Origin of the sequence: Neisseria dentiae, from assembly GCF_024580525.1 — a bacterium.
Lineage (GTDB): Bacteria > Pseudomonadota > Gammaproteobacteria > Burkholderiales > Neisseriaceae > Neisseria > Neisseria dentiae_A.
Genome location: NZ_JANIKQ010000009.1, coordinates 1 through 22882, shown reverse-complemented (window position 1 = coordinate 22882; position 22882 = coordinate 1). Strand labels below are relative to the sequence as shown.

At 56.7% G+C, this 22882-nt stretch carries 18 protein-coding genes and 3 pseudogenes; 10 read left to right on the top strand and 11 right to left on the bottom strand.

The genetic code is table 11. The features are described 5' to 3' along the window. The first annotated feature begins 27 nt into the window (after nucleotides 1–27). Nucleotides 28–1410, top strand: coding sequence for a UDP-N-acetylmuramate:L-alanyl-gamma-D-glutamyl-meso-diaminopimelate ligase (gene mpl / locus NQ012_RS06830; RefSeq protein WP_257066851.1), 1383 nt, complete (start codon nucleotides 28–30; stop codon nucleotides 1408–1410). Between the two features lie 337 nt (nucleotides 1411–1747). On the opposite strand, the gene NQ012_RS06825 is transcribed toward mpl, so the two are convergent. The 3 genes and pseudogenes from NQ012_RS06825 to NQ012_RS06815 all read right to left on the bottom strand — a co-directional run. Beyond that, nucleotides 1748–2650 carry a metal ABC transporter solute-binding protein, Zn/Mn family gene (locus NQ012_RS06825; protein WP_257066850.1) on the bottom strand — a complete coding sequence of 301 codons (903 nt, stop codon included), beginning with the start codon at nucleotides 2648–2650 and terminating at the stop codon, nucleotides 1748–1750. 164 nt (nucleotides 2651–2814) lie between these two features. Then, a complete protein-coding gene (locus NQ012_RS06820) occupies nucleotides 2815–3690 on the bottom strand; it encodes a metal ABC transporter permease (protein WP_257066849.1) in 876 nt (291 codons plus the stop codon). A gap of 122 nt (nucleotides 3691–3812) precedes the next feature. Further along, nucleotides 3813–4445: pseudogene (locus NQ012_RS06815) on the bottom strand (metal ABC transporter ATP-binding protein); the annotation flags it as partial. 344 nt (nucleotides 4446–4789) lie between these two features. Here NQ012_RS06815 and NQ012_RS06810 point away from each other — a divergent pair. The 4 genes from NQ012_RS06810 to NQ012_RS06795 all read left to right on the top strand — a co-directional run bounded on the left by NQ012_RS06810 (nucleotide 4790) and on the right by NQ012_RS06795 (nucleotide 8018). Continuing rightward, on the top strand, nucleotides 4790–5089 hold the full coding sequence (locus NQ012_RS06810) for a DUF2288 domain-containing protein (protein WP_257066847.1): 300 nt from the start codon (nucleotides 4790–4792) through the stop codon (nucleotides 5087–5089). Between the two features lie 10 nt (nucleotides 5090–5099). Beyond that, nucleotides 5100–5639, top strand: a complete 540-nt coding sequence (locus NQ012_RS06805) for a glutathione peroxidase (RefSeq protein ID WP_257066846.1) — start codon at nucleotides 5100–5102, stop codon at nucleotides 5637–5639. 30 nt (nucleotides 5640–5669) lie between these two features. Then, nucleotides 5670–6722, top strand: a complete 1053-nt coding sequence (locus tag NQ012_RS06800) for an NADP(H)-dependent aldo-keto reductase (RefSeq protein WP_257066845.1) — start codon at nucleotides 5670–5672, stop codon at nucleotides 6720–6722. Nucleotides 6723–6890: 168 nt separating this feature from the next. Continuing rightward, nucleotides 6891–8018, top strand: coding sequence for a M14 family metallopeptidase (locus tag NQ012_RS06795; RefSeq protein ID WP_257066844.1), 1128 nt, complete (start codon nucleotides 6891–6893; stop codon nucleotides 8016–8018). Between the two features lie 80 nt (nucleotides 8019–8098). On the opposite strand, the gene serC is transcribed toward NQ012_RS06795, so the two are convergent. From serC to NQ012_RS06765, 7 genes and pseudogenes are all read right to left on the bottom strand, one after another. Then, nucleotides 8099–9202 (bottom strand): phosphoserine transaminase, encoded by a 1104-nt coding sequence (gene serC / locus NQ012_RS06790; protein ID WP_257066843.1) that lies wholly within the window; start codon nucleotides 9200–9202, stop codon nucleotides 8099–8101. Nucleotides 9203–9377: 175 nt separating this feature from the next. Continuing rightward, nucleotides 9378–10295 carry a 4-hydroxybenzoate octaprenyltransferase gene (gene ubiA, locus NQ012_RS06785; RefSeq protein ID WP_257066842.1) on the bottom strand — a complete coding sequence of 306 codons (918 nt, stop codon included), beginning with the start codon at nucleotides 10293–10295 and terminating at the stop codon, nucleotides 9378–9380. Continuing rightward, nucleotides 10285–10497 (bottom strand): annotated as a pseudogene (locus tag NQ012_RS06780) (lipoprotein signal peptidase). The gene ubiA and the pseudogene NQ012_RS06780 overlap by 11 nt, the downstream one beginning before the upstream one ends. A 45-nt stretch (nucleotides 10498–10542) precedes the next feature. Further along, entirely contained in the window at nucleotides 10543–11073 is a 531-nt protein-coding gene (locus NQ012_RS06775; protein ID WP_257066841.1) for a chorismate--pyruvate lyase family protein, read from the bottom strand. Nucleotides 11074–11190: 117 nt separating this feature from the next. Beyond that, nucleotides 11191–11361 (bottom strand): annotated as a pseudogene (locus NQ012_RS13060) (lipoprotein signal peptidase). A 20-nt stretch (nucleotides 11362–11381) separates the two neighbouring features. Continuing rightward, nucleotides 11382–12110 (bottom strand): CPBP family intramembrane glutamic endopeptidase, encoded by a 729-nt coding sequence (locus NQ012_RS06770; RefSeq protein ID WP_257066840.1) that lies wholly within the window; start codon nucleotides 12108–12110, stop codon nucleotides 11382–11384. A gap of 164 nt (nucleotides 12111–12274) precedes the next feature. Continuing rightward, entirely contained in the window at nucleotides 12275–14512 is a 2238-nt protein-coding gene (locus NQ012_RS06765) for a nitric-oxide reductase large subunit (protein WP_257066839.1), read from the bottom strand. A gap of 377 nt (nucleotides 14513–14889) precedes the next feature. On the opposite strand from NQ012_RS06765, the gene nirK reads away from it, so the two are divergent. The 3 genes from nirK (at nucleotide 14890) to NQ012_RS06750 (ending at nucleotide 19146) form a co-directional block, all read left to right on the top strand. Continuing rightward, nucleotides 14890–16386, top strand: coding sequence for a copper-containing nitrite reductase (gene nirK, locus NQ012_RS06760; RefSeq protein ID WP_257066838.1), 1497 nt, complete (start codon nucleotides 14890–14892; stop codon nucleotides 16384–16386). A gap of 135 nt (nucleotides 16387–16521) precedes the next feature. Continuing rightward, the gene (locus NQ012_RS06755) at nucleotides 16522–17274 is read left to right on the top strand and encodes a formylglycine-generating enzyme family protein (protein ID WP_257066837.1); all 753 of its coding nucleotides are present in this window, start codon (nucleotides 16522–16524) and stop codon (nucleotides 17272–17274) included. Between the two features lie 168 nt (nucleotides 17275–17442). Then, entirely contained in the window at nucleotides 17443–19146 is a 1704-nt protein-coding gene (locus tag NQ012_RS06750; RefSeq protein WP_257066836.1) for a choline/carnitine O-acyltransferase, read from the top strand. Here NQ012_RS06750 and NQ012_RS06745 read toward each other — a convergent pair. Continuing rightward, nucleotides 19121–19420, bottom strand: coding sequence for a hypothetical protein (locus NQ012_RS06745; protein ID WP_257066835.1), 300 nt, complete (start codon nucleotides 19418–19420; stop codon nucleotides 19121–19123). The two genes, NQ012_RS06750 and NQ012_RS06745, sit on opposite strands and share 26 nt — an antisense overlap. Before the next feature lie 364 nt (nucleotides 19421–19784). Between NQ012_RS06745 and aceE the strand changes: the two genes are divergently transcribed. Both aceE and NQ012_RS06735 read left to right on the top strand, forming a co-directional pair. After that, nucleotides 19785–22454 carry a pyruvate dehydrogenase (acetyl-transferring), homodimeric type gene (aceE, locus tag NQ012_RS06740; protein ID WP_257066834.1) on the top strand — a complete coding sequence of 890 codons (2670 nt, stop codon included), beginning with the start codon at nucleotides 19785–19787 and terminating at the stop codon, nucleotides 22452–22454. Between the two features lie 105 nt (nucleotides 22455–22559). Continuing rightward, nucleotides 22560–22882, top strand: a 323-nt coding sequence (locus NQ012_RS06735; RefSeq protein ID WP_306440828.1) for a biotin/lipoyl-containing protein, incomplete at its 3' end; no start/stop codon positions are given.

Genomic DNA, 22882 nt, shown 5'->3' with positions numbered 1-22882 from the left:
ACGTTTTTTGCGCACAGAAAACCAGCTATGAAACACATCCACATTATCGGCATCGGCGGCACCTTTATGGGCGGCGTGGCGGCGATAGCCAAAGAAGCGGGCTTTAAAGTAACCGGCTGCGACGCCAAAATGTATCCGCCGATGAGCACCCAGCTCGAAGCCTTGGGCATAGGCGTGCACGAAGGATTCGACGCCGCGCAGCTGGATAGTTTCCCCGCCGATGTTTATGTGATCGGTAATGTGGCCAAACGCGGCATGGAAGTGGTGGAAGCGGTGATGAATCGCGGCCTGCCGTATGTTTCCGGCCCGCAATGGCTGGCCGAAAACGTGTTGCAGGGTCGTTGGGTGCTGGGCGTGGCCGGCACGCACGGCAAAACCACCACCGCTTCGATGCTGGCATGGGTGCTCGAATACGCCGGTTTGGCGCCGGGTTTCCTTATCGGCGGCGTGCCGCAGAATTTCAGCGTGTCTGCCCGCCTGCCGCAAGCGCCGCGCCAAGACCCGCATTCGCAGTCGCCGTTTTTTGTGATCGAAGCCGACGAATACGACACCGCGTTTTTCGACAAACGCTCCAAATTCGTGCATTACCGTCCGCGCACAGCGATTCTGAACAACCTCGAATTCGACCACGCCGATATTTTCGCCGACCTGGCCGCCATCCAAACCCAATTCCACCACCTTGTACGCACCATTCCTTCAGACGGCCTGATTGTCAGCAACGGCACCGAGCAAAACCTGCAAGACACTTTAGACAAAGGCTGCTGGACCCCCGTTGAAACCTTCGGCACGGCATCGGGTTGGCAGACTGGCGGCGTGGCGGCCGACGGCTCGTTCGATGTTTTGCTGCACGGCCGACCGGCAGGGCGGGTGGCTTGGAGCCTGATGGGCGAACACAACCGTATGAACGCGCTGGCCGTGATTGCCGCCGCCCGCCATGCCGGCGTGGAAGTTCAGACGGCCTGCGAAGCCCTGAGCGCCTTTAAAAACGTGAAACGGCGCATGGAAATCAAAGGCGAGGCCAACGGCATCACCGTTTACGACGATTTCGCCCACCATCCCACCGCCATTGCCACCACCGTGGCCGGGTTGCGTCAGAAAGTGGGCGAGGCGCGCATTCTGGCCGTGCTGGAGCCGCGTTCCAACACCATGAAGCTCGGCACCATGAAAGCCGCGCTGCCTGAAAGCCTGAAGGAAGCCGACCGCGTGTTTTGCTATGCCGGTGGCGTCGATTGGGACGTGGCCGACGCGCTCGCCCCGCTGGGCGGCAAGCTGCACACGGGCAAAGATTTCGATGCCTTTACGGCGGCGGTGGCGGCGGAAGCCCGGCCTGGCGACCATATTCTGGTGATGAGCAACGGCGGCTTCGGCGGCATCCACGACAAACTGCTGGCTTTGCTGGCAGGGCGTTAAGCCCAGCCGGTTGTTAAACCGGAATGTATTGATAACATACTAATCAGGCCGTCTGAACAACAAATACTGTTTGTTGTTCAGACGGCCTGATTGAATTTTTTGCCGGTCTCCGTTTTTATATCTTTGCGGTCATACTTGTGCCTGACCCGCGCATTTGTTATTTCTTCCAACAAAACAAAAAGATGTTCGGACCAAGCCCGAGCATGACGGTATTTAAGCGTTTCAGACGGCCTCAATGAGTTTTGCAAAGGTTTCAACATGCTAATCAGGCCGTCTGAAAACAAACAGTGCGGTATTTGTTTTCAGACGGCCTGAACGGTTGCCTGCCAAACAAGGTTTATTTCATGGCATCGCTCAATGCGCGCACGTTGTAGCGGTACATATTCACATAACTGTTGGCAGAGGCGTTTTTGCTCAACGCGTCGGAGTAGAGCTTGCCGCTGGGCTTCACGCCGGTTTCTTTGGCGATGCGGTCAACCATGCGGGTGTCTTTGATGTTTTCGGCAAACACGGCTTTGATGCCTTCGCGCTTGATCTGGCGGATGATGGCCGCCACCTGTTTGGCTGACGGTTCGGCAGAGGTGTTCACGCCCTGCGGGGCGATAAAGCGGATGTTGTAGCGTTTGCCCATATAGGCGAAAGAGTCGTGGCCGGTGAGCACTTTGCGTTGGTTTTTCGGGATGGCGGCAAACGATTTTTGCGTGTCGGCGTGGAGTTTTTTCAGCTCGCCCTGGTAGGCGGTAAGGCGCTGGCGGTAATAGGCCGCACCTTGCGGGTCGGCTTTAATCAGGGCGTTGGCAACGTTTTGGGCGTAGGTTTGCATCAGCACGGGGTCGGTCCAAACGTGGGGGTCGTATTCGCCGTGATCGTGGCCGTGATCATGACCGTGGTCGTGCGCGTGGCCGCCTTCGAGGGCTTTGAGGGCGGAGATGCCTGCCGCTGCTTCGGCGTAGGGCACTTTGCTTTGCTTCACGGCGCGTTGTACGTCGCCGCCTTCGAGGCCCAAGCCGTTCATCAGTACCAGTTTGGCGCTGCGGATTTTTTTGATGTCGCCGCTGGTGATGTGGTAGGCGTGCGAATCTTGGTCGGGGCCGACTAAATTTTGCACGGCCACACGCTCGCCGCCTACTTGCTTGGCAACGTCGCCCAAAATGCTGAAGCTGGCAACCACGTTCATGGGGGCGGCGTAGAGGCTGCCGGATACGAATGCGGCGATCAGGCCGGTTTTCCAATGTTTCATCGTAAACTCCTTTTGATATAACGTAACATATAAATTGGCGGTTAAAGCCTGTTTAACAGGGTAGGCCGTCTGAAAAGATTGCCCGGGCGTGTCGTCGGCAGGCTTGTGAGGTGGATTTTAACCAAACATACCGCCGCAACGCCCTCGATAGCACGCCCTAAGATTCAAGCCCGGCGGTGTTTTTTATGGCGCAGCCATTTCGGGATGATGCCGCCTTCGAGGCCGAGCAACACCGAAACCAGATAAAACGCGCCGCACCACAGGATAATCGCGGGGCCGGAAGGGATTTCGATGTAATACGAAAACAGCAGCCCGCCGAAGCCGCACACCAAAGCGGTCAGCACCGACAACAGCAGAAGCATGCCCATATTTTTCGCCCACAGGCGCGCGGTAATTGCGGGCAGCATCATCAGCCCCACCGACATCAGCGTGCCCAAAGCCTGAAAGCCCGCCACCAGGTTCATCACCACCAGCACCAAAAACAAAACATGCCAAAAGCCGCCTTTGCCGTTTACCGACTTTAAAAACAGCGGGTCTATGCTTTCGAGCACCAGCGGGCGGTAAATCACGGCCAAAGCCACGATGGTAACGCTGGCGGCTGCGGCAATCAGTTGCAGCGCGGGCAAATCCACGGCCAGCACCGAGCCGAACAGCAGGTGGAGCAGATCGACGCTGCTGCCGTTTTTGCTCACCAGCACCACGCCGATGGCCAGGCTGCTTAAATAAAAGGCGGCGAAGTTGGCATCTTCTTTCAGCGAAGTGAAGCGGCTGGCCAAACCCGCAAGCAGCGCCATCAGCATCCCCGCCGCGAAACCGCCCGCGCTCATGGCGGGCATACTCAATCCGGCAAACATATAGCCGATGGCGGCGCCGGGCAGCACGGCGTGGCTTAAGGCATCGCCGATCAGGCTCATGCGGCGCATCACCAGAAACACGCCCACCGGCGCGGCGCTGAACGCCAGACACACCACCGATGCGAGCGCATAGCGCATAAAGTCGAATTCGGCAAACGGCCCGATGATTAATTCGTAAAAATTCATATTGGTAATCAGAGGCCGTCTGAAACGTTCAGGCAGCGGTTTATCGGATACGGCGGGCGGTTTTCAGACGGCCTTAATCTGTTTGAAGCCGTCTGAAAACAGGTTTTGCAAAGGCTTCGAAATCAGGCCGTTTCGCACCAATCGGCCGTTTCGTGCCGCTGCATGGCGGCATTGGCCTGTTGCAGAAAGGTGTCGGTTAACACTTTTTCGGTGGCGCCTTCGGCGATTTTGTCGCGGGCAATCAGCAGCGTTTCGGGAAAATAAGCCCGCACCTGCTCGTAATCGTGCAACACCGCCACAACAGACTGGCCGTTGCCGTGGCAGCGGCGCAAAACGTCGAGCAGGGCATAAGTGGTTTTGGCGTCCACCGCGTTAAACGGTTCGTCGAGCAGCAGAAATTTCGCATTCTGCGCCAACATGCGCGCAAACAAAACGCGCTGGAACTGGCCGTTGGAAAGATGGGCAATCTGGCGGCCGGCAAAGTCGGCCATTTCCACCCGTTCCAATGCTTCCATCACCCGTGTGCGCTGGGCGGCGTTAACCCGGCCGAAAAAGCCGATCTCATACCACAACCCCATCGCCGCCAGCTCAAACACGCTGATGGGCTGGCTGCGGTCGATATCCGACTGCTGCGGCAGGTAGGCGATGTCTTGGCGGCGCAAACCGACATGGCGCACGGTGCCGGTGTCGGCTTTGAGCAAGCCCATCACCGCCTTGAGCAGAGTGGATTTGCCCGCCCCGTTGGGGCCGAAAATGGCGCACATGCAGCCGTCGGCGAACTCGGTGTTCAAATGGTGGACGGCCGGCCGGCGGCGGTAGCTTACGGTGAGGTTTTCAACCAGAATGCTCATGCCACCGCCCAGAAATAAGCGCCCCACAGCAGGGCGAGGGCGGCGGCGGCCAGCAGCAGGCGCTGGGCGAGGCCGGTGAGTAAAATGGAATTCATGCTTAAAAAATCTTTCAGACGGCCTTGCCTTAGGCGCAAGGCTGAAAAGCGCAAATGATACTGTATAACATTATATTTGTAAAACGCAGGCCGTCTGAAACGGTAAATGGCGTACAATAACCTCCAACCGTTTCAACATTCTCAGGGAAAAGCATGAACGACAACCTGCTCAACAGCAAACTTAACCTTGAAACCGCCCGCATTTCATGGAACGAACTGCAACCGCATTTCGCACGCGGCGCAGCGGTGTATGTGAGCGCCGATCTGGATCTGATCCACACCGCCCGCCTGATGGCCGACGACGATGCCGCCGCATTGGGCGAACTGATGAAACAGGGCAGGTTCGGTGTGGTTAGCGAAGATCAGGCGCGCCGCTTTTTGGCCGCGAACCAAGCCATGTGGGCGGTGGTGGTGGCGCCGTGGGTGCTGGTGCAGCCCTGCGCCGACGAATGAAAGGACAAACATGACGGCCCAACTCTATGATTTCGTGATGAAAGACGCACGCGGCAATGATGTGGCCTTATCCGGCTATGCCGGAAAAGTGCTGCTGATTGTCAACACCGCCACCCGCTGCGGCCTTACCCCGCAATATAGCGAGCTGCAAACCCTTTATACCCGCTATGCCGCGCAGGGTTTGGAAATTCTCGATTTCCCCTGCAACCAGTTCCGCAATCAGGCACCCGAGTCCGGCGGCGAAATCGAGCAGGTGTGCCAAACCAAATTCGGCACGCAGTTTAAGATTTTCGGCAAAATCGATGTGAACGGCGCCGATGCCCACCCGCTATACCGCTACCTGAAAGCGCAGCAACCGCACGACAGCGGCGGGGGCGGCATAAAAGGCGCTTTGTTGAAGCTGGCCTCACTCGGCAGCAAGCGCGAAGCGGGCGATATCGAATGGAACTTCACCAAGTTTCTGGTTGACCGCAACGGCAGGGTTGTAAACCGCTTCGCGCCCGCAGTTGCCCCGCTTTCGATAGAAGGCGAAATCAAATCATTGCTTTAATTCACCATAAATCAAACGAAAGGAAACCGTATGGAAAAGCGCGAACTCGGCAAAAGCGGCATCATGGTCAGCAAAATCTGCTTGGGCACCATGACCTGGGGCGAACAAAACACCGAGGCGCAGGCGCACGAACAGCTGGATTATGCACTGGCCAACGGCATAAACTTTATCGACACCGCCGAAATGTATCCCGTGCCGCCGTGCCAAGAAACCTACACCCGCACCGAACAATATATCGGCAACTGGATCAAACGGCGGGGCAGGCGCGATGATTTCGTGCTGGCCAGCAAAGTCGCCGGCCCCACCGGAGCCAATAACCTCGACAGCTACATCCGCGGCGGCAACGATTTTTCGCGCGCGCAGATTATCGAAGCCTGCGAAGCCAGCCTCAAACGGCTCAACACCGATTATCTCGATTTATACCAGCTGCACTGGCCGGAGCGGCAGGTAAACTTTTTCGGCAAACTCGGCGTGTCGGCGCTGGCCGAAAACGAACGGTTCACCCCGATAAACGAAATTGTCGATACCTTGGGCGAACTGGTACGGCAGGGGAAAATCCGCGCGTTCGGATTATCCAACGAAACCCCGTGGGGCACGATGCGCTATCTGAACCGGCACGAAGCAAACCCCGAGCTGCCGCGCACCGCCTCGGTGCAAAACCCCTACAACCTGCTCAACCGCAGCTACGAAGTGGGCATGAGCGAAATTTCACTGCGCGAAAACATTCCGCTGCTGGCTTATTCGCCGCTGGCCTTCGGCGTGTTGAGCGGAAAATACCGCCACGGCGCCATGCCGGAAAACAGCCGTTTGGCCTTATTCGAGCGCTTCAAACGCTATACCAAGCCGCAAGGTTTCGCGGCGGTGGAACGCTACGCAAAAATCGCCGAAGACGCCGGTTTGAGCCTCACCGCCCTGTCGCTGGCCTTCGTAACCGGCAGGGCTTTTGTGGCCAGCAACATCATCGGCGCCACCACGTTGGAGCAATTGCGCGAAAACATCGCCAGCGCCGAAGTGGTATTGCCGGACGACGTGCTCGAAGCGGTGGATGCCGTACACGCCGAAATCAGCAATCCCTGTCCTTAAAACAAGCCCGGGTATGATTGGCAATAAGGAGGGGGAAACCTTTGCAAAATCCGTTCAGGCCGTCTGAAAAGGTTTCAGACGGCCTGTTTGCTTCTTAAAGACATCAAACACCAAACGGTTTAAAATAAGCGCTTTGAGTCTGCCTACCAAGCCTAAACAGGAATCCACATGAAAATCAGCACCCAGTTCGATGCCGGCGCCGTAATCGTAATCGATGCGGAAAACCCCGCCGATATCCGCCTGCAACTGCGCCCCGACAACGCTTCCGATTTCGCCCAATGGTTTTATTTCCGCCTACAGGGCGCGGCTTATCAGAATTGCGTGATGCACTTTGAAAATGCCGCTTCCGCCGCCTATCCGGCAGGTTGGGAGGAATATCAGGCCGTGGCTTCCTACGACCGCCAAAACTGGTTCCGCGTGCCCACCCGCTACGAAAACGGCGTGCTCACCATCGAGCACACGCCGCTGGCCAACAGCGTGTATTACGCCTATTTCGAGCCGTATTCCCATGAGCAGCACCTCAACCTGCTCGGCGACGCGCAAGGCAGCGGGTTGTGCCAGATAGATGACTTGGGCAGCACCGTGGAAGGCCGCGACATCAACCTGCTCACCATCGGCAATCAGGCCGCCAGCGATTTGAAAGTGTGGGTAACCGCCCGCCAGCACCCCGGCGAAACCATGGCCGAATGGTTCGTGGAAGGCCTGCTCGCGCGCCTGCTCGACCCGCAAGACCCCACCGCCCGCGCGCTGCTCGACCAAGCCACATTCTACATCGTGCCCAATATGAACCCCGACGGCTCCGTGCGCGGCAACCTGCGCACCAATGCCGCCGGCGCCAACCTCAACCGCGAATGGCAAAACCCGACCGTGGCGCGCAGCCCCGAAGTTTATTATGTGCGCGAAAAAATGCTCGAAACCGGCGTGGATTTGTTTTTAGATATCCACGGCGACGAAACCATCCCCTTCGTGTTTGTGGCGGGCACCGAAGGCGTGCCCTCGTATAACGGCCGCATCGCCGAACTGGAAATACGCTTCAAAAACGCCTTCGCCGCCGCCAGCCCCGATTTCCAAGACGAACACGGCTACGCGAAAGACGCGCCCGGCCAAGCCAATATGACCATGGCCACCGCTTGGGTGGGCGAACAGTTCAAATGCCTGGCCTACACGCTGGAGATGCCGTTCAAAGACAACGACAACCTGCCCGACGACGACTTCGGCTGGAACGGCCAACGCTCGCTGCGTTTGGGCGAAGCGGCGCTTTCCGCCATTTTGAGCGTGTTGCCGCAGCTGCGTTAACGGTAGCGGTTGGACATGATTCACAAAACATCAGGCCGTCTGAAAACATTTCAGACGGCCTGAATCCATTTAAGGCTCAATCAGCCGTAGCGGCGTTGGAAATCCTGCATAAAGCCAACCAGCGCTTCCACGCCTTGCAGGGGCATGGCGTTGTAGATGCTGGCGCGCATCCCGCCCACCGATTTATAACCCTGCAACAGTTTCAGGCCGGCGGCATCGGCTTCCTGCACGAAGCGTTGGTCAAGCCCGGGGCTTTGCGTGCCGAACACCACGTTCATTTTCGAGCGTGCGCCGGGGCGGATGTTGTTGATATAGAAACCGCCGCTGCCGTCGATAGCGTCGTAGAGTTTGGCGGCTTTCAGCGCGTTCACCGTTTCTATCTGCGCCACGCCGCCTTGCGCCAGCAGCCAGCGGAACACCAGCCCGGCGATATAGATGGGATAAGTGGCGGGCGTGTTGTGCATGCCTTGGCGGTTGATGTGGGTTTGGTAGTTCCACACGTCGGGCACGCGATCGGAGCAGCGTTCGAGCAGGTCTTCGCGGATGATCACCACGGTTGCGCCCGCCGGGCCGATGTTTTTCTGCGCGCCGGCGTAAATCACGCCGAAATCGCGCACGTTGATGCGGCGCGACAAAATATCGCTCGACATATCGCAAACCAACGGCGGCATATCTGCGTCCAATCGGGGCAGTTCGCCATATTGCAGGCCGTTTACGGTTTCGTTGCTCACGAAATGCACGAAAGCCGAGCGGCGGTCGATATCCCAAGTGTTTGCGGGCGGCAGGCCGAGATAGTCGAACGCCTTACCGTCGGCCGCCAGATGGATTTCGGCATCGGAAAGTTTGCCCATCTGTTTGTGCGCCACCGACGACCAATTGCCCGTTACCACCGAATCCACCCGTTTGAATCCGTTGGCGAAGTTCATCACCACCATATTGAACTGCGAGCTGGCACCGCCTTGCAGAAACAGGATTTTATAGTTGTCGGGAATATCCAGCAGCGTGCGCAAATCCTGCTCGGCATGGTGGAGAATGCTCATAAACACATCGGAGCGGTGGCTCATGCTCATCACGGGAAAGCCGGTGCCGTTGTAATCGAGCATTTCATTTTGCGCGGTATGCAGCACCGCGTCGGGCAGCACGGCGGGGCCGGCGGAAAAATTATAAACGGGGTTGGGTAACATATTGATGTGCCTTGAAAAGAAAACCTAATCGGGTAATGCGGGCATGGTGCGGCGCAATTGCCGGCTGTTGAGAAAAAACCATAATGCGCGCCGCTTCTTGTTCCGCCGGCCGGAACGCCCGATTCTAGCCCGTGGCGGGGTGTTCCGCAAGGCAGGTTGGTTTTAGAAAGTGTTTTCAGACGGCCGAATAAAGCGACAGCCACAGATAATGTCCGGCGATGCCCAAAAACCAGGCCAGGCCGATGCGGTTGTTTTCTAAAAACGTGCGGAAACACACCCAGCGGTCACGGGTGCGGATTTGGCGGTATTGCTGTATTTGCCAGTAAACCGTGAGCGGCAGCACGATCCAGAAAGGCCAGGTTGCGCCGATTTGCCAGCCCAGTACCGCCATCAGCGCGCTGAACCAGAAATGGCACAGCATGATGGCGGATACATCGTTATCGCCGAAAGTGATGGCCGAGGTGCGGATGCCGAGTTTGAGATCGTCTTCTTTATCGGCCATGGCATAGATGGTGTCGTAGGCGAGCGTCCACAACACGTTGGCGGTAAACAGCAGCCAGGCCAGCGGCGGCACGGTTTCGGTTACGGCGGCGAACGCCATCGGTATGCCGAACGAAAACGCCAGCCCCAGATAAAACTGCGGCAGCGGGAAAAAACGCTTGGTAAAAGGGTAGCTCACCGCCAGAAACAGCGCGGGCAGGCTCATCAGCCAGGTCAGGCGGTTGAGCGGCAGCAGGCACAGGGCGGCCATCAGGCAGAGTATCAGCGCCAGCAGTATGGCTTCTTCGGTGGAAACCAAGCCGCGTGCGAAAGGCCGTGTTTTGGTGCGCTCTACCGCGCCGTCGATGCCGCGGTCGGCAAAATCGTTGACCACGCAGCCTGCGCTGCGCATCAGAAAAGTGCCGGCGGCAAAAGCCAGCAGAATGGTGAAGTCGGGTATGCCTTCCGAGGCAATCCACAACGCCCAGAAAGTGGGCCACAGCAGCAGCAAAGTGCCGATGGGCTTTTCGATACGCATCAGCCGGCTGTAAATCACCAGCCTGCCGACCACATAGCGGGGCAGAAATTTCAGGAGCAACCGTTTAATGTTCATGTGTGATAGTAACTTTAATTATAAATTCGTCCGGTACAGATAAAGCCGCTTGTTTCCAAACGGCCAGAGACCTTTGCAAAACCGTCAGATGTGGATGCAGTTCAAGGCGTAGCAGCGCAGCGAGTGCAGACATAACATGGAGTTAGGCAAGCGAGCGAGCAGCATACAACGCGGAAATGCGCCGCAGATAGCGGTTTTGCAAAGGTCTCAGCCTGTATCGTGGAGGCGATTATAATCTAATTCTATCTCACTCATCAGCGGGCTGAACAAAACTTTGCAGCGCGGGCAGAAAGCATTCGGCCAGGCCGAGCGTTTCGCCCTGCCAGTCAAACAGCGAGCGGCGTGCCACCGAGGCATGACCGTCGAAACCTGCCAGCGGATAGTGCGGCGGCAGGGCGGTATATTCGAACGGCGAGCGCGTTAAGGGCAGTGAACCGTCGAACAGCCGCTCGCCGAGGGGGCGCGTGCCGCAGTCGAGCAGGCCGAGCCAGTTGGCCGACGTTTGCCGGCACAGGCTGCGCGCCCATACGACGGGTTTGCCGTCCAAACACAACAATACGTCGCGGGCAAACCAGTTTTGTGCGGTGCTGTTTTGCAGGCCGTCTGAAAAAAGGCGGTCGAAGCCGCTGCTTCCCAAATGCAGCAGGCGCACGGAGAAACCGGCGTTCAAACCGCGCAAGGCGGCGGTGAGCGACTGCGCCTGCATCACGGCGGCTTGCGGCGGGGAAAGGGAAATATTTTCGGGCAGGCGGGGCTGCCATATCAGGTGGTTATCCATATCCGATATTATATAGCGGAAAAGTTTGTTTTTGGCACGGGCGGCAGGCTGTGGGCGGTATGCGCTTGCGGCCCGGGTTGGAGCCGGCAATCAGGCCGTCTGAAAGATTGGTTGCTTTCAGACGGCCTGATATTTGAGACTTTGCAAAAACCTCAGATGTGGATGCAGTTCAAGGCGTAGCAGCGCAGCGAGCGCAGGCATATCAAGCAGATAGGCAAACGAGGGGGCAGTGCTCTAAAGGGCATAAATACATAACGAAGAAATGCGCCGCAGATGGGGGAAAGGTATCGGCTTGTTGCGCAAACCTGTCAGCCCCACAACGCCCACAACAGCCCTGATAAGCCCAAACCGAACAGGTCGAAAACCGAATGCGCCAGCATAAACGGCACTAGGGTTTTGATTTTTCTTCGGAAGAGTATGTAAACCAAGCCCAACACGGTAACGGTGGCCGCGCCTGCCAGCCCTTGATAGGTGTGGAAGGCGAAACGCACAAGCAGGCTGAAAGGCAGCGCGTAAATCAGGTTTTTGCGGGGAACGGCGTAAACCAGCCCCAAGAAAAACAGCTCTTCGTAAAAGCCGTTCAGCAGCGAAAAGGCCAAGAGCGGCAGGGAGAGATGCCACTGATGGTTAGCGGCTTGCGCGGCGGCTTCCGCCGTTTGGGGGAAATCGTAATGGTGGGGCAGAACGATGCTGTGCAGATATTGGTAAATATCGGCGGCCAGCCCCGCACAAACAATCAGCAGCACAACAAGCGGCAGGGTGCGGCGGCCGGCGGAAAAATCCAAAGCTTTGAAATCAAACCGCCGCAGGCGCAGATACAGCCAGGCGGCTGCCAGTGAAACCAGCTCGATAATGATGCTGTTGTAGTTGTCGCGGTCGCTGAAGGTGAGCGCGGCATAATCGGGCGCGGCGTAGCCGCTTTGCAGTATGCCCAGATAGCCGTAGAGCGAAGCGGCGGTGGCGTAGCCGAAAAAAATCAGGCTCAAAACGATAAGGTCGGCGAAGTTTAAATGGAGTGTTTTGGGTTTTTCCGTCATTTTCTGTTTTCTTGATTGGGTTTCAAACGATCGTTTAACGTTTAACGTTTGATTAGACGGAGAGGCCGTCTAAAAACTTACGCAGGCATTTTCAGACGGCATCCTGCAAAAAAGGCCGTCTGAAAAAATTCAGACGGCCTTTGCGGGTGTTGGGGCGAAACGGTTTATTTGCTGCGGGCAAAAACCATTTTCGTTGCCTGCCACGATACGCAGCACGCGCCGCCGATAAAGATCAGGTCGGCAACGGTGCGCACCCAGCGCAGGGTGTCGAGCAGTTCCTGCTGCATAAAGCCTTCGCTGCGGGCATACCACAAGCCCTGCGTGATGCTGGCATAGGCCTGAATCACACCCACCGGCAGGAGGCTGATGGCAATCATCAGCACCAGGCCGCTGTTTAAGAGCCAGAAGCCCCAAGTCATCAGGCTTTCGTTAAATTCGGCATTCGGTTTGATGTAGCTTGCCACCAACAGCACGAAGCCCAGCGCCAAGAAGCCGTACACCCCGAACAAGGCCGCGTGTGCGTGCACGGCGGTGGTGTTCAAGCCTTGCAGATAATAGAGCGAAATCGGCGGGTTGATTAAAAAGCCGAACACGCCTGCGCCCACCATGTTCCAAAACGCCACGGCAACGAAGCACATCAGCGGCCAGCGCAGGCGTTTCGCCCACGGGGCGGCGTTTTGGTAAGACCAATGCTCGTAAGCCTCGCGACCGAGCAGAATCAGGGGGACTACTTCCAAAGCCGAAAACGATGCGCCCACCGCCATCACGGGCGTGGTGGTGCCTGAGAAATAGAGGTGGTGGAAAGTGCCGGGCACGCCGCCCACCATAAACAGGCTGGCGGAAACCAGGGCGGTAACGGTGGCGGTGCGTTGCGATACCAAACCCATATTGTAGAAAACGAAGGCCAGCGCGGCGGTGGCGAACACTTCGAAGAAGCCCTCCACCCACAGGTGCACCACCCACCAGCGCCAGTATTCCATAATGGTGAGGCTGGTGTGTTCGCCGTAAAACAGGCCGGGTGCATAGAACAGGCCCACGCCGGCCATCGAGGCCACGAAAATCGCGAGCATATTTTTATCGGTTTTCTGTTTGAAGGCGTTTACGGTGCAGCGCAGCATCAGGAACAGCCACAGCAGCAAACCCACCATCAGCAGAATCTGCCAGAAACGGCCCAAATCGAGATATTCGTAGCCCTGATGGCCGAACCAAAAGTTCAGATGCGCGGGCAGCGCGTGGCTCAGCGCCAGAAAATTGCCGCCGTATGAGCCGAGCACCACGATAAACAGAGCGATGTATAAGAAATTCACGCCCGCCCGTTGGAATTTCGGATCTTTGCCGCCGTTGATAATCGGTGCCAGAAACAGGCCGGCGGTGAGGAAGCCGGTGGCAATCCAGAAAATCGCCGACTGGATGTGCCAGGTGCGCACCAACGCATAGGGGAACCACTGCGAGATGTCGATGCCGTAAAACTGTTGGCCTTCAACGGTGTAGTGCGCGGTCAGGCCGCCCAGCAACACCTGTGCCACAAACAATGCCACGGTTAAAAACACATATTTGCCCAAGGCTTTTTGCGACGGGGTGAGCTGCACTTTAGATAAAGGGTCTTCAGATGGCGCGGCCGGTTCTTCGTCGTGCTTTTTCAAAAACGAGAAGCCCCAAACCAACAGGCCGATGCCCAGCAGCAGAAACACGATGCTGGCAAACGACCACATATAGTTTTCGGTGGTCGGCACATTGTTCACCAAAGGCTCGTGCGGCCAGTTGTTGGTGTAGGTGGCGTCGTGATCGGGGCGGTTGGTGGAAGATGCCCAAGCCGTCCAGAAGAAGAAGTTGGTGAGTTTTTGGCGCGCTTCTTCGCTTGGCAGCGTGCCGTTTTTCATGGCAAACGCTTCGCGGGTTTTAATCATCGACGGGTCGTCGCCGTAGAGCGTGATGTAGTAAGGCGCAACACGTTTAACCGCTTCGATACGCGTGTCGGAAAGCACCACCTGGTCCTGCCCGTTCACGCGGCTGCCGTTGCGGTATTCTTCGGCCAAGCGCGCTTGCAGATTGGCTTGCGCGCCTTTGTCCAGATCGGCATATTTTTTGCCGTGTTCTTTTTCGGCGGCGATGTCGAGCCAGGCTTCAAGTTCGCGGTGCAGCCAGTCGGCCGTCCAGTCGGGGGCTTGGTAAGCGCCGTGGCCGAGTATCGACCCCAGTTCCATGCCGCCCGTGCTCTGCCAGGCCGATTGGCCGGCCAGCACGTCGTCTTTCGTGATCAGGGTTTGCCCCGATTCGCTCACATAAGCCTGCGGAATCGGCGGAACCTGCCGGTAAACCTCGACACCCAAATAGCCGAGTATGGAGAAAGTAACCGCCAGCACCGCAATCAGCGAATACCAGAGCTTTTTGTACTGTCCCATTTTTGTGCTCCTTCTTCTGGTTGGAAGTGGTTTTTAAAAATTCATAAAATATGAATGTTAAAATTGTAGCACGGGTTGGTGAAAAATAAACACTATATAGTCGAAAGGAAACAGAGATTTTCACTAAATAAAAGATAAATATGGATATATGTCAAAAAATATGGGTGTTTTACAGCTAGGGGAGGGAAATTTTCTAGTTATAAAGTATGATATTTTTTGAAAAACACTAGGTATAAAGCATGATTATGTTTTGTAATATTCATACAAATTGAATCAATTGATGTAAATCAACATCAAGCCGGCGGGCTTCTCACATAATTTGCCCAACCCTAAAACCGCTTGATAAAAAGCGGACATTTCTAAAAAAGGAACCCGCCATGAAACGCCACGCTTTAGCTGCTCTGATCGCATCATTGTTTGTTCTCGCCGCCTGCGGTCAGCAGGCAGCCGACCAATCTGCCGGCAAGCCCGCAGAGGCTTCTGCCGCTTCCGCCCAAAAAGCCGATGCCCAAACCCCGCAGGGCGAGCTGCCGGTGATTGATGCCGTGCTCACTTCCGCTCCCGAGGTGCCGCCGCCCGTTAACCGCGACTACCCCGCCAAAGTGGTGGTGAAAATGGAGGTGATTGAAAAAGTGATGCCCATGGCCGACGGCGTGGACTATAAATATTGGACGTTCGGCGGCGATGTGCCGGGCAAATTCATCCGCGTGCGCGAGGGCGACACCGTGGAAGTGCAGTTTTCCAACCACCCCTCGTCAACCGTGCCGCATAATGTGGACTTTCACGCCGCCACAGGCCCGGGCGGCGGTGCCGAAGCCACGTTTACCGCACCCGGCCACACTTCCACGTTCAGTTTCAAAGCCCTGCAACCGGGCCTGTATATCTACCATTGCGCCACCGCGCCCGTGGGTATGCACATCGCCAACGGTATGTACGGCCTGATTTTGGTCGAGCCTAAAGAAGGTTTGCCGAAAGTGGATAAAGAATTCTATGTGGTGCAGGGCGATTTCTACACCAAAGGCAAATACGGCGAAACCGGCCTGCAACCCTTCGATATGGAAAAAGCCATTAAAGAGCAGCCCGATTATGTGGTGTTTAACGGCCATGTGGGCGCGATTGCGGGCGATAAAGCCCTGAAAGCGAAAGTGGGCGAAACCGTGCGCCTGTATGTGGGCAACGGCGGCCCCAATCTGGTATCGTCGTTCCACGTTATCGGCGAGATTTTCGACAAAGTGTATGTGGAAGGCGGCAAGCTGATTAACGAAAATATCCAAACCACGCTGGTTCCCGCAGGCGGCGCGGCGATTGTGGACTTCAAATTAGATGTGCCCGGCAGCTTCACACTGGTCGACCACTCCATCTTCCGCGCATTCAACAAAGGCGCGCTCGGCCAGTTGAAAGTGGAAGGGCCTGAAAACAAAGAAATCTATTCCGGAAAAATCAGCGATGCTATCTATCAGCCCGAGGGAGGCGCCATCCAAACCGTGCCGTTAACGCCCGAAGAAGAGCAGAAAGTGAAAGCCGGCCCCGCCAAAGCCGCCAATAAAGACGACCAAATCAAGCTCGGCAAAGCCGTGTATAACGCCAACTGCATGGCCTGCCACGGCGCGGAAGGCAAAGGCGTGGAAGGCGCGTTCCCGCCGGTGGCCAATTCCGACTATCTGAAAGCCGACCCCAAACGCGGCATACACGCCATACTCAAAGGCGTGAGCGGCAAAATCACCGTTAACGGCAAAGACTACAACAGCGTGATGCCCGCCGTGGCGCTGAACGACGAAGATGCCGCCAACGTGTTAACTTATATTCTCAACAGCTTCAACAACGGCGGCGGCCAAATCCATGCGGCCGATGTAGCCAAAGAGCGCGGTAAGTAAAACCAAACAGGCCGTCTGAAAAGAATCGTTTCAGACGGCCTTCAGGCTTTTATATTTGCCAAACAACCAACCCGATATTTTTCAGACGGCCATACCGTTTCAGGCCGTCTGAAAAACCAAATACGGAGGCCAGCCATGAATACCGCCCGACTGCTCACCTGTGCCCTGCTGATTGCCGCAGGCACGGCGGCCGCCGCCGAAATGGCCAAGGTGAACGGCGGCCGATACCGCCCGCTCTACCTGAAAAAAGAAACGCCCATGATCAGCGTGAAAGCGTTTCAGCTCGACACCCTGCCCGTTACCAATGCCCAATTCGCCGCCTTCGTGCAAAAACACCCGCAATGGCAGCGCGGCAGAGCAAGCAGCAAACAGGCCGAGCCGGGCTATCTGCGCCATTGGGTAAAAAGCGGCAACGGCTATGCCCCGCTCAAAAGCGATTTGAACAAGCCCGTTACCAACGTTTCATGGTTCGCCGCCCACGCCTACTGCGCCGCCCAAGGCAAACGCCTGCCCACCATCGACGAATGGGAATTCGCCGGCCAGGCTTCCCAAACCCGCATCAACGGCACGGCCGAACCGGGCTATAACCGCACCATTCTCGATTGGTATGCCGAAGGTAGCCGCAAAGGCTTGCGCGATGTCGGCCAAAGCAAACCCAATTATTGGGGCATTCACGATATGCACGGCCTGATTTGGGAATGGACCGAAGATTTCAACAGCAGCCTGCTCACCTCCGCCTCGGCGGCCGGCAGCAATATGTTTTGCAGCGGCGCATCGGCAGGATCGGCCGACCCGAGCGACTACGCCGCCTTTATGCGCTACGGCATCCGCACCAGTTTGCAGGCCAAGTTTGTGCTGAACAATCTGGGTTTCCGCTGCGCCAAATAAAGCCAAACGGTGCATCACCCGATTCGTTTCTGCTTAATGTTTCAGACGGCCTTTGAGGCCGTCTGAAAGCATTTGCAGGCTGTTTTTAATAAAAACCGGGCTTACCAATATAACTACTTTCCGCTACAATCCTTGCAATATCATGCGTTTATGCTAAAGGAGAGAACCATGCCGCAACAGCCCGTGCTGCCCGTGCTGCCCGTGCTGCCCGTGCCCGACCTTGCCGAAACCTGCACCCGCTATCTCAAGCAGGTGAAACCGCTGCTTAACGACGAAACTTATGCCGCCACAACCGCTTCCGTGCGGCAGTTCCAAGCCCGCAGCGGGCGCAGCCTTCAAGCCGCTTTGCAGGATTTCGCCGAGCAATCGGAAAAAAGCTGGCTGATAGACGCATGGCTGGAAAGCTATTTGAAAATCCGTACGCCGCTGCCTTTGGCGAGCAATGTCGGCTTCAATATCCGCACACACGGTAAAGATTTGGGCGGATGGGCCGCCGCGCTGGCCGCCGTGTGCGCCGACTACCACCACGGCCGCATCAGCGCGCCCGTAACACCGCAGGAAACGCCCGTGTGTATGGCGCAATGGCAGATTCTGCGCGGCGCGGCGAGGGTGCCGCAAAACGGTTGCGACACCTTCCGCATCGCCGACACCCCGAGCCGGCACATCGGCGTGCTGCACAACGGTTTTTATTACCGTATTACCGCGCTCGACGATAACCACGAAGCCTATCACCCCGACACTTTCCAGCAGGCAATCGCCCAAATTCTGGCCGATACCGTCGAAAACCCGTTCCCCGTGGCCGTGCCGTGTTATCTCGGCGGCAACCAAACCGCCCGCGTCTATAAAGCCCTGCGCAGTAAAGACGACAACACCGAACTGGCCGATTACCTCGAAACCGACCTGTTCCACATCAGCATTTACCACGAAGAAAGCCTGAGTGCCGACGAAGATTTGGCACGCGCCACGTTTGCACCGCAGCAAAACATCTGGTGCTACAAGCCAACCACCTTCTGCTACAACACCGCCACCGGCCGCCTGTTTCTGCATTGCGAACACACATGGGAAGACGGCGGCGCATTAAAAGGTATCGTTACGCTGGCGGCGGAAAAAACCGGCGGCAAAGGCCGGAAAACCGCCCCCGCCATCAGCCGCCACGCCTGGCATTTAACGCCCGCACAAAAGAAAAGTTGGCCGCAATGGCAGCAGGATTACGCCGCCAAAGCCCGCAAAATGCGCGTAAAAAGCACCGTTATCCCGTTCAACGGCGGCAGCGTGCCCAAAGGCGTGAGCCATGATGCACTGATGCAGTTTCTGCTGCAATACGCCCAATTAACCACTTACGGCGACATCCGCAACACCTACGAAGCGGTGGACGCAAGCCATTTCGCCCACGGCCGCACCGAATGCGTGCGCCCCGTGTCGGAAGAATCGCTCGCGTTTGTGGCCTCGCTGTTGCAGGAAAAACCCGTTCAGGCTCTGCTTGATGCCGCGCTGGCCGAACACAAAGCGCGGGTAAAGGCCGCCAAGATGGGGCAGGGCGCCAACCGCCACCTGCTTGGCCTGCAACTGATGGCCAAACGCAAAGGTAGTCGTCTGCCCGCCTTTTTCAAAAGTGCGGGTTACCAAACTTTCTGCACCGATTTCCTTTCCACTTCAACCTTGGGCGACGATGCCGTAACCGTCAATTTCGCCTTCGCCCCCACTTCAGCGGGCGGCTTGGGCGTTAACTACACGCTGATGAAGGAAGGCTGGCTGTTTACCGTGAGCTATCCCGAAGCACAGGAGCGCGAGGTAGCGATTTTCCTCGAAGCCCTGAAGCAGGGCGGCAGCCGCTTGCTGGCGTTTTTCAATCCGCCGCCGAAAGCGGATTGACGGTGCCGGTTTGAAACAAACCGCAACTTTTGCCGCATTCGTTCAGGCCGTCTGAAAAGTTTATGTGCCGCCATGCGCGGAGATGACGCAGAGTTTTTAAATACCGGCATGAATTTTGCAAAAGCCCCGTCGTTTGGATTTCGGCGGGGCTTGCCAATATTCGGCCTGCTTTTGCCGGCCGGTTTTTTCCAATCGGGTATATTGAAAAACCTGTTTTCCGCCAGAAGCTGCCGCAACGTTTTTTTACACAGCAAAAATATTCGTTTTGGTTCATTTATTGATTGAAAAGGAAAATAAACCGGCGGTTTTGAATCTGAATTTTTCTTTAAAGAACAAAACGGCCGCAAAATATGCGCGAAAGTGTTGCAGGCTTATTCAGCGCAATTTGCCAGCGGCACGGTTTGCTGATAGGATTTTGCATTAAGCAATGGATATTGCGGCGCAGTCCGAACGCTGCCCGAGTGCGGGCGGTTTGCCGCTAAAGTATTAATATATTAATGCTTTAGGCCGGCGGCGTGCAGGCGTTGCAGGTTACCCGCGTGTTTGCGCCGATAAGCGGCAAACGCAGGGTTTTCATAAACGAAAACGGAAAGGCCGTCTGAAAAGGCCGATTCTTACACTCAACAGAAGGGATAAATATGTCCACCCAAATTCAAGATGTTGACCCGATTGAAACCCAGGAATGGCTGGATGCGTTAAGCTCGGTGTTGGAAAGCGAGGGCGAAGAGCGCGCACACTTCCTGCTGGAGCAACTGGTCAAATACACCCGCCGTCGCGGCGTGCATATGCCGTTCGATGCCACCACCGCTTATCTGAACACCATTCCCGTGGGTAAAGAGCAGAAGTCGCCGGGCGATCACGAGATCGAACACCGCATCCGTGCCGCTATCCGCTGGAATGCGGCGGCGATGGTGCTGCGTGCGGGTAAAAAGGATTTGGAGTTGGGCGGGCATATCGCATCTTTCCAGTCTGCAGCCACACTGTATGATGTCGGCTTCAACCACTTTTGGAAGGCCAAAGGCGACGGTGAAGAAGGCGATATGATCTTTATTCAGGGCCACGTTGCGCCTGGTATTTACGCCCGCGCGTTTGTGGAAGGCCGTTTGACTGAAGAGCAGCTCGACAACTTCCGCCAAGAAGTTGACGGCAAAGGTTTGTCTTCCTACCCCCACCCGCACCTGATGCCCGATTTCTGGCAGTTCCCCACCGTGTCTATGGGCTTGGGGCCGCTGATGGCGATTTATCAGGCGCGCTTTTTGAAATATCTCGAATCACGCGGCTTAACCAAAACCAAAGGCCGTAAAGTATGGTGCTTCTGCGGCGACGGCGAAATGGACGAGCCGGAAAGCCAGGGCGCGATTTCTCTGGCTGCCCGGGAGGGCTTGGACAATCTGATTTTCGTGATTAACTGCAACCTGCAACGCCTCGACGGCCCCGTGCGCGGCAACGGCAAAATCATTCAAGAGCTGGAAGGCAACTTCCGCGGTGCCGGCTGGAACGTGCTGAAAGTGATTTGGGGACGCCGCTGGGACAACCTGTTGGCAGCCGATACCACCAACGCTTTGAAACAGCGCATGAACGAAGTGGTTGACGGCGACTACCAAACCTATAAATCGAAAGACGGCGCCTATGTGCGCGAACACTTCTTCAACACGCCCGAATTGAAGGCTATGGTGGCCGGTATGACCGATGCGGAAATTTTCGCACTCAACCGCGGCGGCCACGACCCGCACAAAGTGTATGCGGCTTATTACGAAGCGGTAAACAACCCGCAAGGTCGTCCGACCTTGATTTTGGCGAAAACCATCAAAGGCTACGGCATGGGCGCATCGGGCGAAGGCCAGAACATTGCCCACCAGGCCAAGAAAATGGATGTGGAATCGCTGAAAAAATTCCGCACCCGTTTCGGCATTCCCGTAACCGACGAACAAATCGACAGCGGCAACCCGCCTTATTACCGCTTCCCCGAAGACAGCGAAGAAATGCGCTACCTGCGCGAGCGCCGCCAGGCTTTGGGTGGTTATCTGCCGCAGCGCAACCCCAACACCGAAGCCATTCCCGTGCCGGCGTTGGAAGCGTTCGACACGCAGCTGCAATCGAGCGGCGATCGCGAGTTTTCTACCACCATGGCGTTTGTGCGCATTCTTTCCACTCTGTTGAAAGACAAACAAATCGGCAAACGCATCGTACCCATCGTGCCCGACGAAAGCCGCACGTTCGGTATGGAAGGCCTGTTCCGCCAATACGGCATCTGGAACCCGAAAGGCCAGCAATACACCCCGCAGGATAAAGACCAGCTGATGTTCTATAAAGAATCGGTCGACGGTCAGGTTTTGCAGGAAGGCATCAACGAGCCGGGCGCAATGGCCGACTGGATTGCCGCCGCCACCAGCTATGCCAACAACCGTTTCCCCATGATTCCGTTCTACATCTACTATTCGATGTTCGGTTTCCAACGCGTGGGCGATTTGGCTTGGGCTGCCGGCGATATGCACGCGCGCGGCTTCTTGGTGGGCGGCACCGCCGGCCGCACCACGCTTAACGGCGAAGGCTTGCAGCACGAAGACGGCCACAGCCATATTCAGGCCGACCTGATTCCCAACTGCCTCTCTTACGACCCCACTTTCCAATACGAGCTGGCGGTGATTATTGCAGACGGCCTGCGCCGTATGTATGTGGAGCAGGAAGACGTGTTCTATTACCTGACCGTGATGAACGAAAACTATGCCCACCCGGCCATGCCGCAGCGCAAAGGCATCGAAGAAGAGATCATCAAAGGTATGTATTTGCTCCGCGAAGGCGGCAAAGGCGATAAAAAAGTGCAATTGATGGGTTCGGGCGTGATTCTGAACGAAGTGATCAAAGCCGCCGATATGCTCAAAGCCGATTTCGGCGTGGAGGCCGATATTTGGTCTTGTCCGTCGTTCAACCTGCTGCACCGCGACGCCATCGAAGCGGAACGCTACAACCGCCTGCACCCGCTGGAAGAAAACAAAGTGCCTTTCGTAACCAGCCAACTGCAAGGCCGCGAAGGCCCGGTGATTGCTTCTACCGACTATATCCGCAGCTTTGCCGACCGTATCCGCGCCTATATCCCCAACGATTACCACGTTTTGGGCACCGACGGTTTCGGCCGCAGCGACAGCCGCGCCAACCTGCGCGACTTCTTCGAGGTCGACAGCCGCCACGTTGCCGTAGCCGCCCTGAGCGCGCTGGCCGACCAAGGCAAAGTTGAAAAAGCCGTCGTGCAGCAAGCCATCGAAAAATACGGCATTAAAACCGACACCGCACCGAGCTGGAAACGCTGATGCCGTTTTTCAGACGGCCTGTTGTTAAGGCCGTCTGAAAAACAGGCAGACATTTGAAACATTCAAGCCGCAGCGTCAAACTGCGGTTGATAAAGGAATATCACGATGAGTCAGATCGTAGAAATCAAAGTACCCGACATCGGCGGCCACAGCGATGTGGACGTGATTGCCGTTGAAGTGAAAGCGGGCGACACCATCGCCGTTGACGACACGCTGATCACGCTGGAAACCGACAAGGCCACCATGGACGTGCCGGCCGATGCCGCGGGCGTGGTGAAAGAAGTGAAAGTGAAAGTGGGCGACAAAGTGTCGGAAGGCAGCGTTATCGTGCTGGTGGAAGCCGCCGGTGCCGCCGCCGCGCCCGCTCCGGCAGAAAAAGCGCCGGAGGCCGCCCCCGCCGCAGCCGCTGCCCCCGCAGCCGCCCAAAC